The organism is Anabaena sphaerica FACHB-251 (genome assembly GCF_014696825.1).
Taxonomy (GTDB): domain Bacteria; phylum Cyanobacteriota; class Cyanobacteriia; order Cyanobacteriales; family Nostocaceae; genus RDYJ01.
On record NZ_JACJQU010000015.1, the window covers coordinates 36,705 to 51,770 of the forward strand.

14 protein-coding genes are annotated in these 15,066 nt (G+C 39.4%); 4 read left to right on the forward strand and 10 right to left on the reverse strand.

The genetic code is table 11. The features are described from left to right. Positions 1 to 200 precede the first annotated feature (200 nt). On the reverse strand, positions 201 to 1,571 hold the full coding sequence (locus H6G06_RS20145) for an aminopeptidase P family protein (RefSeq protein WP_190563356.1): 1,371 nt from the start codon (positions 1,569 to 1,571) through the stop codon (positions 201 to 203). A gap of 175 nt (positions 1,572 to 1,746) precedes the next feature. Here H6G06_RS20145 and menH point away from each other — a divergent pair, with 175 nt between their 5' ends. Further along, on the forward strand, positions 1,747 to 2,577 hold the full coding sequence (menH, locus tag H6G06_RS20150; protein ID WP_190563358.1) for a 2-succinyl-6-hydroxy-2,4-cyclohexadiene-1-carboxylate synthase: 831 nt from the start codon (positions 1,747 to 1,749) through the stop codon (positions 2,575 to 2,577). Positions 2,578 to 2,815: 238 nt separating this feature from the next. Here the strand turns inward: menH and H6G06_RS20155 are convergent, their stop codons facing one another. Together H6G06_RS20155 and H6G06_RS20160 are read right to left on the reverse strand one after the other, a co-directional pair. Then, positions 2,816 to 3,523: a glycoside hydrolase family 24 protein gene (locus H6G06_RS20155; protein WP_190563360.1), complete on the reverse strand. Its 708-nt coding sequence runs from the start codon at positions 3,521 to 3,523 to the stop codon at positions 2,816 to 2,818. 86 nt (positions 3,524 to 3,609) lie between these two features. After that, positions 3,610 to 4,275, reverse strand: a complete 666-nt coding sequence (locus H6G06_RS20160; RefSeq protein WP_190563362.1) for an NAD(P)H-binding protein — start codon at positions 4,273 to 4,275, stop codon at positions 3,610 to 3,612. 179 nt (positions 4,276 to 4,454) lie between these two features. On the opposite strand from H6G06_RS20160, the gene H6G06_RS20165 reads away from it, so the two are divergent. Next, positions 4,455 to 5,117, forward strand: coding sequence for a DUF1997 domain-containing protein (locus H6G06_RS20165; protein WP_190563364.1), 663 nt, complete (start codon positions 4,455 to 4,457; stop codon positions 5,115 to 5,117). A gap of 110 nt (positions 5,118 to 5,227) precedes the next feature. Here the strand turns inward: H6G06_RS20165 and H6G06_RS20170 are convergent, their stop codons facing one another. After that, positions 5,228 to 5,698: a DUF4079 domain-containing protein gene (locus tag H6G06_RS20170; protein WP_190563366.1), complete on the reverse strand. Its 471-nt coding sequence runs from the start codon at positions 5,696 to 5,698 to the stop codon at positions 5,228 to 5,230. 155 nt (positions 5,699 to 5,853) lie between these two features. Here H6G06_RS20170 and H6G06_RS20175 point away from each other — a divergent pair, with 155 nt between their 5' ends. After that, positions 5,854 to 7,137 (forward strand): ankyrin repeat domain-containing protein, encoded by a 1,284-nt coding sequence (locus H6G06_RS20175; RefSeq protein ID WP_190563368.1) that lies wholly within the window; start codon positions 5,854 to 5,856, stop codon positions 7,135 to 7,137. 370 nt (positions 7,138 to 7,507) lie between these two features. Continuing rightward, complete coding sequence (locus H6G06_RS20180) at positions 7,508 to 7,942, forward strand: cobalamin biosynthesis protein (RefSeq protein ID WP_190563370.1); 435 nt, start codon at positions 7,508 to 7,510, stop codon at positions 7,940 to 7,942. A gap of 46 nt (positions 7,943 to 7,988) precedes the next feature. Here H6G06_RS20180 and H6G06_RS20185 read toward each other — a convergent pair whose 3' ends face one another. The 6 genes from H6G06_RS20185 to H6G06_RS20205 all read right to left on the reverse strand — a co-directional run bounded on the left by H6G06_RS20185 (position 7,989) and on the right by H6G06_RS20205 (position 14,910). Continuing rightward, positions 7,989 to 8,342 (reverse strand): phage holin family protein, encoded by a 354-nt coding sequence (locus tag H6G06_RS20185; RefSeq protein WP_190563372.1) that lies wholly within the window; start codon positions 8,340 to 8,342, stop codon positions 7,989 to 7,991. Positions 8,343 to 8,414: 72 nt separating this feature from the next. After that, positions 8,415 to 9,233, reverse strand: a complete 819-nt coding sequence (locus tag H6G06_RS20190; protein ID WP_190563374.1) for a peptidoglycan-binding domain-containing protein — start codon at positions 9,231 to 9,233, stop codon at positions 8,415 to 8,417. 26 nt (positions 9,234 to 9,259) lie between these two features. Then, positions 9,260 to 9,394 (reverse strand): hypothetical protein, encoded by a 135-nt coding sequence (locus tag H6G06_RS27870; protein ID WP_277875212.1) that lies wholly within the window; start codon positions 9,392 to 9,394, stop codon positions 9,260 to 9,262. A 109-nt stretch (positions 9,395 to 9,503) separates the two neighbouring features. Continuing rightward, complete coding sequence (locus H6G06_RS20195; protein ID WP_190563376.1) at positions 9,504 to 10,778, reverse strand: M16 family metallopeptidase; 1,275 nt, start codon at positions 10,776 to 10,778, stop codon at positions 9,504 to 9,506. Between the two features lie 130 nt (positions 10,779 to 10,908). Then, positions 10,909 to 12,177, reverse strand: coding sequence for an insulinase family protein (locus tag H6G06_RS20200; protein ID WP_190563495.1), 1,269 nt, complete (start codon positions 12,175 to 12,177; stop codon positions 10,909 to 10,911). 852 nt (positions 12,178 to 13,029) lie between these two features. Next, positions 13,030 to 14,910: an ABC transporter ATP-binding protein gene (locus tag H6G06_RS20205; RefSeq protein WP_190563378.1), complete on the reverse strand. Its 1,881-nt coding sequence runs from the start codon at positions 14,908 to 14,910 to the stop codon at positions 13,030 to 13,032. Positions 14,911 to 15,066: the final 156 nt, after the last annotated feature.

Below are 15,066 nucleotides of genomic sequence, written 5' to 3' on the forward strand. Positions count from 1 at the left end.
CTATCTACTTTTATCAAAAATCATCAAACTTAATAGTATATCTCTCACCTAGACCCGCGACCACTAATATTAGTTCCTGATTTATTTACAGGAATAAAAAAAATCGGGTGCTTGAGATCCCCGACTTCTGAGAACAATTACCAATTTATTCAGAAGTTGACAAAAGAAGTCGGGGATCTAGGGGATATAATTGTGATTTTTTACGATACTAAATTCTCTATTGCCTCTGCTTGATTTGGTAATGCAGCAGTTAAAACTTCCCTACCTGATTCTGTTACTAAAACATCATCTTCAATCCGAATTCCACGCACATCAGCAAATTTTTCTAACCGTTCCCAGTTGACTAAATATTGATATTGATCACGAATTTTCGGATCATTTAAAATTCCGGGAACTTGATAAAATCCTGGTTCAATTGTCACTAACATTCCCGGACGTAGAGGACGATTTAAACGCAGGTAACTTAAACCAAAGCGACTACTTCTTTTTCTGCCCTCATCATACCCTGCTAAATCTCCCAAATCTTCCATATCATGCACATCTAAGCCCAATAAATGCCCAATTCCGTGGGGGAAAAACAACGCATGAAGATCCATTTTCACCAAATCTTCCGGTTTACCTTGTAAAATTCCCAAATCTACCAAACCTTCGGCAATAATCATTGCAGCTAAAAGATGAATTTCCCCATATTCCACACCAGGGGCTATCCTCTCAATACAAGCATCATGGGCAGCTAAAACAATATCATAAATATCCCTTTGAGTAGGCGAAAATTTACCAGAAACAGGCCAAGTGCGAGTGATATCAGCAGCCCAACCAGTTTCTGTTTCCGCACCCACATCAGCTAAAAGTAAATCTCCTGGTTGTAGGGAGTGGTAATAATGCCCATTATGTAAAACTTCACCATGCACCGTCACAATACTTGTGTAAGCAGTAGTCATATTATGACCCATAATTACTGCTTCCATTGCAGCGCGAACTTCCGCTTCTAGTTTCGCTTTACCAGTTCTAGCCATTCCCGCTTTATGTGCTTCGACACTCACAGCCGCAGCTTTACGTAATTCCACTAGCGCCGCTTCATCGTGGATAATACGTAAGGAAATAATCGCTTTAGCTAATTCTAAATCTATTCCTTGGGGTGGTTGTTGAGGTAATACCCATCTATCTAATAATTGTGATTGTTGTGTCCAAGTAGGTGCATCTTGTACAGAAACACTAGCCGCATTTTCCAAATAATCTGCTAATTCTGCCATTGGTCTAGCATTATCCGCGCCAATTTTAGCGGCTATTTCCTCACGAGTGGGGGTTTCTCCATGCCACAGGGCGCTGCTGGGGTGAGGGTCATCTATAAATAGTTGTAAATTGCCTCTTTCTAGGCGAATGGCGGCGTTTTGCAGAGAAATTCCGGCAAAATACAGGAAATGACTATTGGCGCGAAAGGGAAAGGTATTAGCAGGGAAGTTGCGGGAACTGCTACCACCTGACCAGAGAACGGCGGGAAAATCAATTAATTCTCCTAATTTTTGACGACGGTGGCGGAGGATTTCTGGGAGAGAAGTTGAGATGTTCATAAATTATAAATTAGCAATTATCAATCTCTGTTATCCGAAAATTAACTCTGTATCTTACCAAAAATTACTTAAAAATTCTGATCATATAGTTCAGTATTTATCCGTTTTTTGCTATTTGGAAAATAATGATATGTTGGGGATAACTTAATCATAAATAATTCTTAATCAATCCTATATGATTTCTGAAGAAATAGCCCCATTAGATAAAAATTATAAATTTAACTATTTTTTAATTAGACATCTGGATAGACCAGTAATTCTTTTTCTGCACGGTTTCATAGGTAACATCCATGAATTTGATGAAGTCATAAAATTATTAGGTAAAGATTTTTCTTATCTTACTCTTGATTTGCCAGGACATGGTAAAACTACAGTCTTAGGAGGTAATGAATACTATAAAATGGAACCCACAGCCAAAGCTATCATCAACTTATTGGATGTATTAAAAATAGAAAAATGCTTTTTGGTTGGTTATTCAATGGGAGGAAGATTAACTTTATATCTCACCCTCCATTTTCCTGAGAGGTTTATCAAGGTTGTATTAGAATCAGCTTCCCCAGGATTACTAACAGATACAGAAAGATTAGCCCGGATTAAAAGTGATGACAAAATTGCCCAAAAACTAACAAGAATTATTGATAAACATGAGTTTAATATCTTTTTGGAAAATTGGTATAATCAGCCTATTTTTGCTAATTTTAAAAATCATCCAGCATTTCAACATATACTAGAAAGTCGGTTAAAAAATAATCCTCTAGAACTGACAAAATCTCTACGATTTATGGGGACTGGATACCAGCCTTCTTTGTGGGAAAAACTAGCAGAAAATCAAATTCCTTTACTTTTGCTAGTTGGTGAATATGATGAGAAATTTATCAATATTAATACAGCCATGTCCTACAGAAGTGAATTAGCAAAACTACAAATAATTAAGCAAGCTGGACATAATACTCACTTGGAAAATACATTGGCATTTGTGCGGAAGATTAGAAAGTTTTTGATTTAGCAATTATAACCATATCCCCGACAACCAGATCCCCGACTTAAGAGGATGTTTTAAAAGTTTTGAATGTATAAATAAACCCCTCTCCAAACCTCTCCCCGACGCGGGGAGAGGCTTTGAAACCCCCATTCCCTCGTAGGGAAGGGGGAAAGGGGGATTAGGTTACTGAAGATTATTGGTTTCATCTAATACTTTTCAAACAACCTCTAAGAAGTCGGGGATCTAAAAAGGTATGTGTTTTTTATTTTGATTTATTCAAAGAATCTGAAGACGGTGTAGAATTTGCCCCTACTGCTTTATTAGCATCTGTTAATTCTTCTTGCAAAAGCTTCTGATAAACTTGGGGTAAAAAGCGAGTATTAGAATTAGTTTCTATCCCAAATCCTAAACTTGTCCAAGTGGGAGAAAGTCGACGTAAAACTTCATTTAATTTTTTTTGACGTAGTTGTTGAGAAATATCAATTCCCCAAACCTTTGAATCATTCAACCAACGGTAAACTACTACATCTTGATACTCAGCTTCAAAACTATAATTATTCCAGAACATCAACTGCGAAGGATGGGGATGATAGCGGGGAGCAATTTCATACCAAGTAGTATTAATAATTTGATATCTACCCGCAGCAGTAGAACAATTACCTGTATTTGGCCCTGTGACAATGGTGACGCATATCTGAGGGTGACGACTAAGGTCATTTACCTGTTGACCACCATATAACACAGAGTAGGGACGCTTGGTATTAGACTCACTGAAGGATATAGTCCGCATCAAAGCACGGATATAAGGATCTCCGTCTTTCATCACTAAGGGGGGTTGTTGTCTGTCAAATACCGGATCGGTTGTTGATTGCAAATCTCCAAAAATGTACCATTGAAAAAGATACACGAAGCCCAGAAGTGCTGCGATAGGACCAATTAGTTTTTCTACACCTTTGAGTTTAAAAGTCATTAGTTATTAGTCATTGGTCATTGTTCATTGGTCATTAGTCATTGGGGAAAATATTCTCCCTTTCCTCCCCTGTCACCTGTTACCTGTCACCTATTCCCTATTCCCTGAAATAATTCCTCGAAGCTTTTGCGGGTGGCTTCCGGTTTAGCGACAATCTCGACAATTTTATTACTTGCAGCAGATTCAAACAAAGATTCAACACAAACCTGAGCCACTTTTTGCCGAGGGATGCTACCATCAAACAAAGTATCAGCGCCCTGCATAATTATGGCATCGGTGTTATCTTCATTTTTCAGTCCTCCAGGTCGGACAATTGTATAAGTGAGTCCACTTTTGTGAATGTATTCTTCAGCTTGCTTTTTCCATACTAAAATTAACCAAAACAAGTTTAGCGGATGAAAAAACTGGGAAACACACAACGAAGAAACCAGAATAAAATGCTCTATTTGCTTGGCTTTAGCTGCATCAACTAAATTTTTCGTACCTTCAAAATCGACCTTATAAGGGCCTGTTGGGTCAAAACTGGGTTTTGCACCTGTGGCGCACAGGACTACGGTACTATCACCTAATGCAGCCATTAGGCTTTCTGGTGCTAACACATCTCCCACAACTAACTCAACTTCAGGAGAGAAGATAGCTTGAGCTTTTTGCTGATCCCGCACCAAGGCACGAACCGGAATATTCCTGGCTACTAACTGTTGTACTATCCGACGACCGGTTTCACCTGTTGCACCTGCTACAAATGCTTTCATGATTAACGCTATCCTGGGAAACTAAGATGTGCTGGTTTCGTTCTTAATTGTAGTGATTCTATGGAGTTGAAGACAAATTAGTAATGTTTTCGTGAAATTTGCATTTTTGTGTGAAAAAACTATCCCTCATTGGGAATCATTAGTATAGACAAACTTTTAACTATACAGAAAACGTACTTATGGTAGCAAACAACTGGGAATTTCAAACCTTGGAAATAACTGAATCAGTTTTACCAACGGATTCAAGCGTAGCCTCAGATGAAACACCAGCAAAAGAAGCTCATGGTGGTCCTAGCAGATTCCATAGTCGTCATCAAGACTGCATGGAAATGTATGCCCCTAAAGAACAGGTTGCTGAGTATCTGAATTCCCATTCTTCATGGTTTGTACGCTGTGCTGAACCGATGAGGGTGGAACCTTTGGGACAAAATGGCTATGCGTTGGTAATTGGTCGGTTTGGTTCTTTTGGTTATGAAGTTGAGCCAAAAATTGGTTTGGAATTGTTAGCCCCACAGCAAGGTAAATACCACATCCGCACAATTCCTATCCCTGACTACCAAGCTCCCGGTTATGATGTGGACTATAATGCGTGCATGGAATTAGTAGAAAGTTTGCCGGGGATAACAAAGGTGGAATGGGAATTATATTTGACGGTTGAGCTTCATTTTCCCAGATTTATTCAGCGATTACCCCATTCTTTAATTCAGTCTACAGGCGATCGCCTACTTAATCAAATTGTCCGTCAAGTATCCCGTCGTTTAACTCGCAAAGTCCAAGAAGATTTTCATCAATCTCTCGGTGTTCCCTTTCCTGTTAATTCTAAGAAAAAGCGTCATAGGTGACAGGTGACAGGTGACAGGTGAAAGGTGACAGAGTTGAAAGTCATCAGTTGTTATTCTCCTCCTGCACCCTGCACCCTGCACCCCTGCTTCTTCTGCCTCCTGCCTCCTGACTATGCTTTACTAATAATTCTGAGGACGATTTCTACGCCTGAGAAAGCTTGCCAAATAAATAACCCTAAAATCCCAAAATTAAGAAGAATATGAGTCGCACGCGCCCAATTTGCTCCTTTTTGCATAAAGGGAGACAAGGACGCAGAAAATGCGATCAAACCTGTCATCCCTAAGCCAGCTAACAGGTGGGGTCCAACAAACAATTTACCGTTATTGATGTAAGTGACTGCCATGCCACCAATTGAACCTGCTACCATCAAAGCTAAGATGATAGACCCAATTTGGTGGTGTTTAATTGTATATTTGCCTTTAATCAATTCTTTCTTTTCTTCACCCTGAGCATTTCTGGTACGCTGTACTTGTAAACCTAAGTAAGCTGCATACAAGGAGAGTGCTAATAGTATCCACATCATTGCTGGGTGAAAGAAGTTCAACCCGTATTTCACTTCTGGAGAAAGTTCTAGACTCATCGCCTGGTTATCCAAATTATTAAATCTTAATAAAACTTAGCATAAATTGATTCCAGACTATTCTTTGTTCTTGTCTATTGCCAAAGTGCTGAAACAGGCTCAGACTAAATTTTAAGGCTAAATTCAGCAATATCGGCCTGTGCGGGATTTCTCTTATGACTGAAAACAATAATAATCTACTGATCAAGGCGGCAAAAAGCGGCGATATCAAGCGGCTTTGTGAACTACTGGCAACTGGTGCTAAAGTGGATGCGTGCGATCGCAATGGCACTACAGCATTAATGTTTGCGGCTAATTTAGGTTATACAGAAATAGTGCGATCGCTCCTAGATTTTGGCGCTAATATCAACCTACCTAGAAAAACATACCGTTTAACAGCGTTAATGTTGGCAGCTAGTAATAATCAGGTTGATATTGTCAAGCTTTTAATATCTAGAGGTGCAGATATAAATGCCATTAATGAAGATGGCAGCACAGCTTTAATGGCTGCCGCCCAAAAAGGGCATCTTGATGTAGTACAGGTTCTCTTAGCTGCCGGTGCTGATGCCAATATTACTGATAAAGATGATGATAACGCCCTCAAACTGGCAATCAAACAAGGCTACACAGCAGTTGTTCAAGCCATAATACAAAATGGTAAGTTTGTCAATACCCCGGATGCAGAAGGTGAGACACCCTTAATGATAGCCGCAGACTGGGGATATTTGGATGTAGTACAAACACTGTTGTTACATGGGGCTGATCCCAATTTAAAAAACGCCGATGGTAGCACTGCAATGTTAGCAGCCGCTGCCGCAGGCCATAGTAATATTGTTGCAGCTTTATTAGATGCAGGTGCAGAAATTAATCACCAAGATAAAGAAGGTGAAACCGCTCTGCACTTTGCTGTTGTGGAAGAATACCTAGATATAGTAAAAATCTTACTGCATCGGGGTGCAAATGTAGAAATTAGAAATCATCTTGGAGATACACCCTTACTTATAGCAGCATTCCAAGGATATAGCGAAATAGTAGCAGCTTTAATGGGTGCAGGAGCAGATGCGAACAAAAAGAACTTTGGTGAAGTTGCCCTCACATTGGCAGTATCTCAAGAACACACCCAGACAGTCAAAGTATTACTTGACTATGGTGCTAATATCAATGCTCTAGCAGATGATGGTAAAACTGCTTTAGTTAAAGCTTTAGTCGGCAACCATCCAGATATATTCAAGCTGCTGTTAGAAAAAGGAGCAGATGTAAATTTTCAAGACTCAGCAGGTGCAACGGTTTTAATGTGGTCTGCTGCTGAGGGTTATACTCAAGCTGTGCAGATGTTAATTACAGCCGGAGCAGATGTAAATTTAAAAAACCAAGGTGGTTATACAGCTTTAATGATTGCTGAATTTAATAGCTATCGCACAATTGCCCGAATTTTACGACAAGCTGGGGCGCAGGACTAATATCAAGCGTTTTTTTGAGCAAAACTCCGCCGTAACTGTTGTGAAGTTGCTACGACGGAGAAATAAGAAATTGAAACACCAAGATCAAAAGCTTGCGCTACAAGGGTGGAAAAAAGTAAACATGAAGACTTAATTTACCTTTTGCCTTGTTTTGTCTATCCCTCGATGTTTCCTACTGTGCTAGATTTACTTAATATATCGGTTTTTCTTTTGGGGAAAGTATTAAAATTATCATTTTTGATGTATCAAAGTGTACAATAATAAAAAATCAATCTTTCTTAGGTGTGATTTTCTCTTGATTTATAAGCTTTTCAAGCAATTCTTTATAAATAATTAAATTTCTTCTTAAATAGCATTAAATGAGCCAATTGTGCAAGTAGATTTATTGTTTCCACAGGTTTTATGGGTGGGTATCGGTTGTCAAAAACGAATTTCTCCCCAGTTAATTAGTGCAGCAATTGAGAAAGTCTTTCGAGAATATCAGCTTACCCATACTGATATAGCGGGTATTGCTACCATTGATATTAAAGCGTCTGAATTTGGTTTAAGAGAATTTTGTCGAATAAATAATTTGCCTTTAAAAACCTTCACGGCAGAAATTCTGGCTGGTGTCTGTGTTCCTAACCCTGGAAAAATAATTACAGAAACCGTGGGAACACCTAGTGTAGCAGAGGCATCTGCTATTATTGCTGCTGCTCAAATGACTTCAGAAGTGACGTTATTAGTTCCCAAGCAAATTTTTCGTTTACCAGGGGAAGCTGGGGCAGTTACGGTAGCTGTTGCAGGAATAGGGAATAGGGAATAGGGAACAGGGAACAGAAAAATTAAAAATATCCTGCCTCCTGCCATATTCAGTCAACAACTCTGAGAAAATAGTTAATAATACTAGAAACAATTGCCAGCACAATAGAGCCGAGAAAAGCAGGTACAAAACCTTGAATTTCAAAGCCAGAACCGGGAGTGATAGCACTTGCCAACCACAGAGTTAAAGCATTGATAACAAAGGTAAATAAACCAAAAGTAATCAAGGTGATGGGAAATGTTAACAAACTCAAAATTGGGCGAATAATAGCATTTACCAAACCGATGACAATAGCAGCAAATAAGGCCGCGACAAAAGTCTTGATAATGAAACCTGGTACAATTTGAGATGTGATTAATAATGCTAACGCTGTACCAAGCCAAGTTAATAAAAAGTGTTTCATCTCATGTTTTTTTGAATAGTTATCAAATAGCAAAATTCAGACCGCCTTCTGCCCCCTACCTGAAGTATCAGCCTAACGTTGCTGGGGCAAGCGCCGCACGAAAACTTCCCAAGTAGCTCCACCAACAACGCCATCTGCTTGTAACCCGTAGCGAGTTTGAGCAGCTTTGACTGCGGTTTCAGTGGTAACACCAAAGTCACCATCTATAGAGCCTTTCAAAAAACCCAAGGTTTGTAGTAGTTTTTGTAACTTAGTTACTTCTGAGCCACGGTTGCCTAAACGTAAAATAGGCCATCCTGCCGGGGTGTATTGAATGTTAGGATTTTGCTGATTGGGTGGTGTCGGACGAAAGCTCGTGTTAGGCTGATTTTGGGAAGTTGTAGTTGGTTTGGGAGCAGTCGGTTTTCGGAGAACTGTGTTATTAATAACAGTGTTTCTATTGTTTTGAGTAGGAACACTCAAGTTATTGCTGGCGGTGGGTTGCACACCAGAGGAATAGGTATTGGCAGCAACGTTTGATACATTAGGGAAAAGTTTTTGCCAAGTGATAGCATCTACAACACTATCTGGATTCAAGCCAGCGGCTTGTTTAAATTGGGAAACAGCCCTGGCTGTACCTTCTTGATAAATACCATCTACTGCACCTGTGTAAAAGCCTAAAAGTGCCAGTGCTGCCTGAAGTTCCGAGACAAGTTGACCTTGGCTACCAAGTTGCAAGGTGGGGCGGTTGATGTTACCTACGGTGCTGATTTGGGCAATTTGTATAGGTGCTGCTATTGATGGCATCGCAGAGGAAGCAATCAGTACAGGTGTAACGTAAAATAAAAGTGAGTAATACGACTGTTTTTTTCTTAAGTTGTGGGAAATACTCTTAATCAGGCTATATTTCATGGAATTTACCTGGGATATTGTCATGCTCATCTTACATTTGATGCGATCGCCACAATAACTTTACTGTGGAGACCTGATAGCAGGTGACAGGTGACACCTGCAAATTGCTGTAATATAGTGATCCGATTTGATTTATGTCCGCGTAGCGTGGCGTTAGCCATATTTTTCGTAGAGGCAGGGAACAGGGAACAGGGAACAGGTAAGAAGATTTTCCGTGTGTACTGAGTCTTGTTCAATAATCAAATAGGAGTCCTATATAACGGATAACTGTTAACTGTTAACTGATTTTATTGCTTCCTCTTGACCAACTAAAGACACATAAGGTTCCTGTAAATATTTATTAGCGGCTGTCATCGCTGACTTAGGACTGACTTTGTGAATCAGTGCGGGAAATTCCTGATCAAATTCAATTCCTAAGCCCAAAATTTCATACCATCCATATATTTGAGCAATTTGCCCGTTAGTTTGCTTACCCAAGGCATACTGTCCGAGAATTTTATTCTTGGCTGTTTGTAGTTCATCGGCAGATAGTTCAGTATTACATAGTCGTTCTACTTCTTGGCGCAATCCTTGGAAAGCGATACTGGTATTTTCTGATGCAGTTCCCATATAAACTATAAATGAAGCGGGAAACAGCCGAGTAGAGTAAATAGCAGATACTTCGTAAGCTAAACCCCGTTTTTCTCGTAATTCCACAAACAAGCGGCTAGAAAGCCCATTTCCCAAGTATGTAGATAACAATTTGAGGGCGGCGTATCCGGGGGCGCTGACTGATGGACCCATATAACCCAACATCACAATTGATTGTTGTGTATTTAAGGGTTTGAGGCAGGATTTTGGTGTAACAGAAATTGCAGGTAAATCTAGTATATGACGTGGTTGAGTTGGTGGGAACCAATCACCAAACACTTCTGCGACTAACTCTAGTGCTGCTTCTGGTGTGATGCGTCCAGCAATGCTAATTACTATGTTGTCTGGACGAAAATGAGTTTGGTGAAATTCTGTTAAGTCTACACGAGTAATGCTGCTAATAGTTGTTTCTGTACCTAAAACCGACAGAGAATATGGGTGTTCTTGGTACATGGCTTGTCGCATTTGTTCAAAAGCCAAGTTAAAGGGTTGCTCTTTTTGAGAGCGTATATCTTGTAGTGCTAACCGCTTTTCTAGTTCTATTTGGCTTTCGGGAAATGTGGGCGATCGCAATAATAACGCCGACAGTGCTAAAATTTCGGCAAAATCAGCAGTTACTGTTTTCAAAGACAGCAAAAAATAATCAGTACCCGCATCGACACTTAAACTTGCTCCCACAGACTCGACTTTTTCGGCAATTTCTAAGCTCGATAAACCATCACAACCTTTTGTCATTACTGCTGATAACAAATGTGCTAAACCTGCTTGTTCTCGATTTTCATAACAGCTACCAGCACGGATAAAAATTCTCCCGGCAATAATATCTGCTGCTGAGTTTTCTGCTACCAATACAACAATGCCATTTGGTAATACAGTGCGATGGATAGAAGACTTAGAATTATTTATATTTTGCATTCTCACTCAATAGGTTAATGATTAAAGGAGGCCGGAGGCAGGAGGCCGGAGTCAGGAGTCAGGAGTCAGGAGTCAGGATATTTTTAATTTTTCTGTTCCCTATTCCCTTCTTACTGTCCCCTGTCACTTATTAATATGGTTTGAGAACAGTAACTGCGTAATTTTGCGGTGAAAGATAATTTTGTGCTAATTTTTGCAGTTCTTGAGTATCAAAGGACTGAATTTGCTGAGGATAAGCAACGGCTAATTCAGCTTGGGCAATGGTATTATAGTAACCATAAAGGGATGTTAACTGATTGGGTGTTTCCGTTGCAAAGGCATATTCATTACATAATGATCTACGGATGCGGTTAAGTTCTTGCTCGCTAATACCTGTAGTTTGCAAGTTATGTAAATGCTCCTGAATTAAAGACTCTACTCTTTCCAGATATTCTGCTTCTAACCAAGCGGTAATTGTCAATAAACTTGATTCCCGTTGTAAGGAAAAATTACTGCAAATTGCCTGTACCAGTTGTTTATCTTCCCGTAAATCATGCACTAAGCGGGAAGTCCTTCCTTGTCCTAATAACACCGTTAGCAAATCTAAACCATGGGTGTCTCTCAGTTTTTCTACTCCTGGTGCTATCCACGCCATCATTAACCGTGCTTGCTCCAGGCGTGGTAAAATTAGCTCTTGTCGATGAATGCCTGTAATTACTGGTGCTGGTATTTTCTCTGATGGGGGACAATCAGCGCGATTGCTTCCGGCAGTGCGCTCCCCCTCTCCGGTAAAATCTGTAAAAGTTTTATTTACCAATTCCCAAGCTGTTTCCTGTTCCACTCCCCCCACAATCACAACTGTCATATTTTCCGGTTGGTAGTGGGAACGATGAAAACACCGCATCGCTTCTGGTGAGTGCTGCATTAAATCTTGCTCAGTACCTAATACAGAACGTCCGTAAGGGTGGTTTTGATAGACGTTTTTCAGCAGCGATTCAAATCCTATGGCATCGGGATCATCAGCACCAGAGCGAATTTCCTCTAATACTACATCTCGTTCGCGGATAAATTCATCTTCGGAAATTGCTGCATTGAGCAAAAGTTCGCCTAAATGGGGTAATGTATCTCCTAAGTAAGGAGTAGCTGTAGCCAGGTAGTAATGAGCATAATCATGGCTCGTAGCTGCATTACTCACACCACCCATCTTCTCAATGTTATAATCAAACTCCCCAGGAGCTAAGGTGGCTGTACCTTTAAAAATCATGTGTTCTAAAAAGTGTGCCATCCCAAACCAAGGTTCTGGCTCTAAGGTCGCTCCAGCACGAACCCAAACATCTGCCACTACTACAGGGGTAGCAGGTATTTCCTGATGAATAAATGTCAAACCATTATCTAGCTGAAAAACCGAGGCTGGAAACACTGTGTTAGGTAGGTATGTTGTCAATTTTTTGTAGCTTCAATCACAATTTAACCCAATTGTGTCATCTTAACTCTGAATTTTACTTCATTTAGAATCAAATTATACAGATTTTTGTCTTTAAACTGAAGTGCCAACCAAGGAAAAAAGATGGTGAGTTATGGGCTATCTTCAAAACCCCTTTTTTGACTTTAAATAACTTGAATAACCTTTAATATTTGCGTCTTTGAGTATTTGGGCAAAATGAAATTATAACCTTGGGGTTTAGCATTTCTAAAGCCCTAAAACAGCAATGATAGAAAAATACTTATAAAAATACTCTCAGATTATATAGAGATAATACCAGAAAAAAGAATTATGTCAATATCAATGGCTGAAAAAACCTAAATTCGTGAAATTATTGACAACAGTCTCAATAATGTTGAAAATATGGGCTACTTATTGCGAAAATGAGAAGAATTAACTTTTTTATAAAAATCGATATTAAAAAAACTGAACAATCATATAGCAGTTCCCATGCTCGTGAGATACAAGGTTTTTTAGTTTAAGGGAACTCTTAACAGGGAACAAGGAATAAATTGATGTGTACTTCATTAGACTGGAAAACGCTATATCCCCGACTTCTGAAATCAATTCATCATTTATTTATAGGATAAAAAAGAATTCGGGGATCTTATATTTCAGCACTTGTTAAACAATTATTCTGACTCCTGACTCCTGACTCCTAATTTAAGTACCTGAGCAAAATTAATTGCATATTTTTGGAACAAATACAAATTCCTGTAGTGCTTATCTGTTCCCTGTTCCCTGTTCCCTGTTCCCTCTCCTAAATGTACATTTATTCTGCACAACTACTTAATTGAAATTGCGGTTTTTCATCCGTTCAGCACTGCCTGTAGGAATAGCGGCAATTAATTTTTGTGTATATTCTTCTTGTGGTTGAAGATAAATACTTTCAGATGTACCAGATTCGACAATTTTACCTTGATTCATGACTAAAATGCGATCGCTCATAAATTTCACCACACTTAAATCATGGGAAATAAAAATATAAGTCAATTTAAAATCATGTTGCAATTCTTTTAACAAATTCAAAACTTGGGCTTGTACCGAAACATCCAAAGCAGAAACCGACTCATCACAAATAATAAACTTAGGATTTAAAGCCAAAGAACGAGCAATACAAACGCGTTGACGTTGACCACCAGAAAATTGATGGGGGTAGCGTTTCATATCATCAGCACTCAATCCCACCCTTTCTAAAAGTTCTACTGCTCTTTCTCTTCGTTGTTGTTTTGTTTTTCCCACAGAATGAATTAATAAAGGTTCCATAATCGCTTCCCCAATTTTCATTCTAGGGTCAAGGGAACTAAAGGGATTTTGGAAAACTATTTGCATTTCCCGTCTTAATTTTTGTAGCGGTTCTCCTTTGAGAGTGGTGATATTTTGCCCATCGAAAATAATTTTACCAGCCATCGGTTGAATTAATCTGAGCAAAGTTCTACCCAAAGTAGTTTTACCACAACCAGATTCTCCCACCAATCCCAATGTTTCCCCTGGATAGACATCAAAAGAAACGCCATTTACTGCTATATGATAACGTTTTGTAGCTCCGAAAACTCCCCGAATGGGAAACCCAACTTTAAGATTATCAATTTGTAAAAGTGGTGTTTTTTGGATGAGATTTTCCACTCTTATGTTAATTTCTTCTGTAGTAACTTCCGTTGGTACTGCTGGTTCTTGGGCTTTAATTACTATTTGTCCAAATTCATCTTTCCCTGCAATCATGTAATCAGAAACTGTCAGTAATTTTTGGGGACGACGGTTAAGACTAGGACGACAAGCTACCAAACCTTTAGTATATGGATGTTGGGGATAAGTAAAAATTTCTGATGCTGCCCCATATTCAACAATTTTACCTTTGTACATCACTGCAACTTGGTCAGCAATTTCGGAAATTAACCCCAAATCATGGCTAATAAAAATCATGCCCATATCGCGGCTTTGTTGCAATTCACGCATCAACTCAATAATTGTGGCTTGTACCGTTACATCTAAAGCTGTAGTCGGTTCATCAGCAATTAACAGTGATGGATTACAGGAAATTGCCATTGCAATCATTACCCGTTGTAACTGTCCTCCAGATAGTTCGTGAGGGAAACGTTCTAGCATCGCTGCTTTTTGTTCCTTCACCAACTGCGCTAATTTAAAATCACTGGGTAGAGGCATTTTCGGGTTTGTTTCATGCCAGTTATCGAGATATTGCTGTTGAATTTTTTCATCGTTAGGTAAAAGTTTAACTTCTTGCAGACCTGCGATCGCAATTCTTTTGGCTTCCGATGCACTGACATTTTGATGCCGCATAATTGCTTCTGTCAGCTGAAAACCAATGTTATAAACTGGGTTCAAAGAACTCATTGGTTCTTGAAAAATCATAGCAATATCTCCACCCCGGTAAAGCTGCATTTCTTCAGCAGGTAAAGCCAATAAATCGATAGCTTTAGCATTTTCCTGGGGACGAAAGCAAATTTCTCCCCCACTCACCTTACCGGGATATTGCAACAAACCCATAATTGCTAGTGCTGTCACCGATTTACCACTTCCAGACTCTCCTACTATTCCTAGAGTCTCACCTCGACGTAAATTAAAGCTGATATCATCCACAGCTTTAAGCTGACTGCCATCACCGGAAAATTCAACTTGTAGATTGCGAACCTCTAGGAAAGTCTCTCTCATAGGTCTGGTGTAGTAATTAACAAGGGAACAGGGAACAGAGTACAGAAGACTATTTTATATCAAGTCCGTTGGAATAGTTATCATATCTGTGAAGGCAGGGAATTAATTGGTAATTGGGTTATTTATCTCCTTGTTCCCTGTTCCCTGTTCCCTGTT

Coding starts and splice junctions, on each gene's coding strand:
- H6G06_RS20145 (WP_190563356.1), bottom strand. CDS start 1,571: ATGAACATCTCAACTTCTCTCCCAGAAATCCTCCGCCACCGTCGTCAA.
- H6G06_RS27870 (WP_277875212.1), bottom strand. CDS start 9,394: ATGGCTAACGCCACGCTACGCGGACATAAATCAAATCGGATCACTATA.
- H6G06_RS20195 (WP_190563376.1), bottom strand. CDS start 10,778: ATGCAAAATATAAATAATTCTAAGTCTTCTATCCATCGCACTGTATTA.
- H6G06_RS20185 (WP_190563372.1), bottom strand. CDS start 8,342: ATGAAACACTTTTTATTAACTTGGCTTGGTACAGCGTTAGCATTATTA.
- H6G06_RS20175 (WP_190563368.1), top strand. CDS start 5,854: ATGACTGAAAACAATAATAATCTACTGATCAAGGCGGCAAAAAGCGGC.
- H6G06_RS20160 (WP_190563362.1), bottom strand. CDS start 4,275: ATGAAAGCATTTGTAGCAGGTGCAACAGGTGAAACCGGTCGTCGGATA.
- H6G06_RS20155 (WP_190563360.1), bottom strand. CDS start 3,523: ATGACTTTTAAACTCAAAGGTGTAGAAAAACTAATTGGTCCTATCGCA.
- H6G06_RS20205 (WP_190563378.1), bottom strand. CDS start 14,910: ATGAGAGAGACTTTCCTAGAGGTTCGCAATCTACAAGTTGAATTTTCC.
- H6G06_RS20170 (WP_190563366.1), bottom strand. CDS start 5,698: ATGAGTCTAGAACTTTCTCCAGAAGTGAAATACGGGTTGAACTTCTTT.
- H6G06_RS20165 (WP_190563364.1), top strand. CDS start 4,455: ATGGTAGCAAACAACTGGGAATTTCAAACCTTGGAAATAACTGAATCA.
- H6G06_RS20190 (WP_190563374.1), bottom strand. CDS start 9,233: ATGAAATATAGCCTGATTAAGAGTATTTCCCACAACTTAAGAAAAAAA.
- menH (WP_190563358.1), top strand. CDS start 1,747: ATGATTTCTGAAGAAATAGCCCCATTAGATAAAAATTATAAATTTAAC.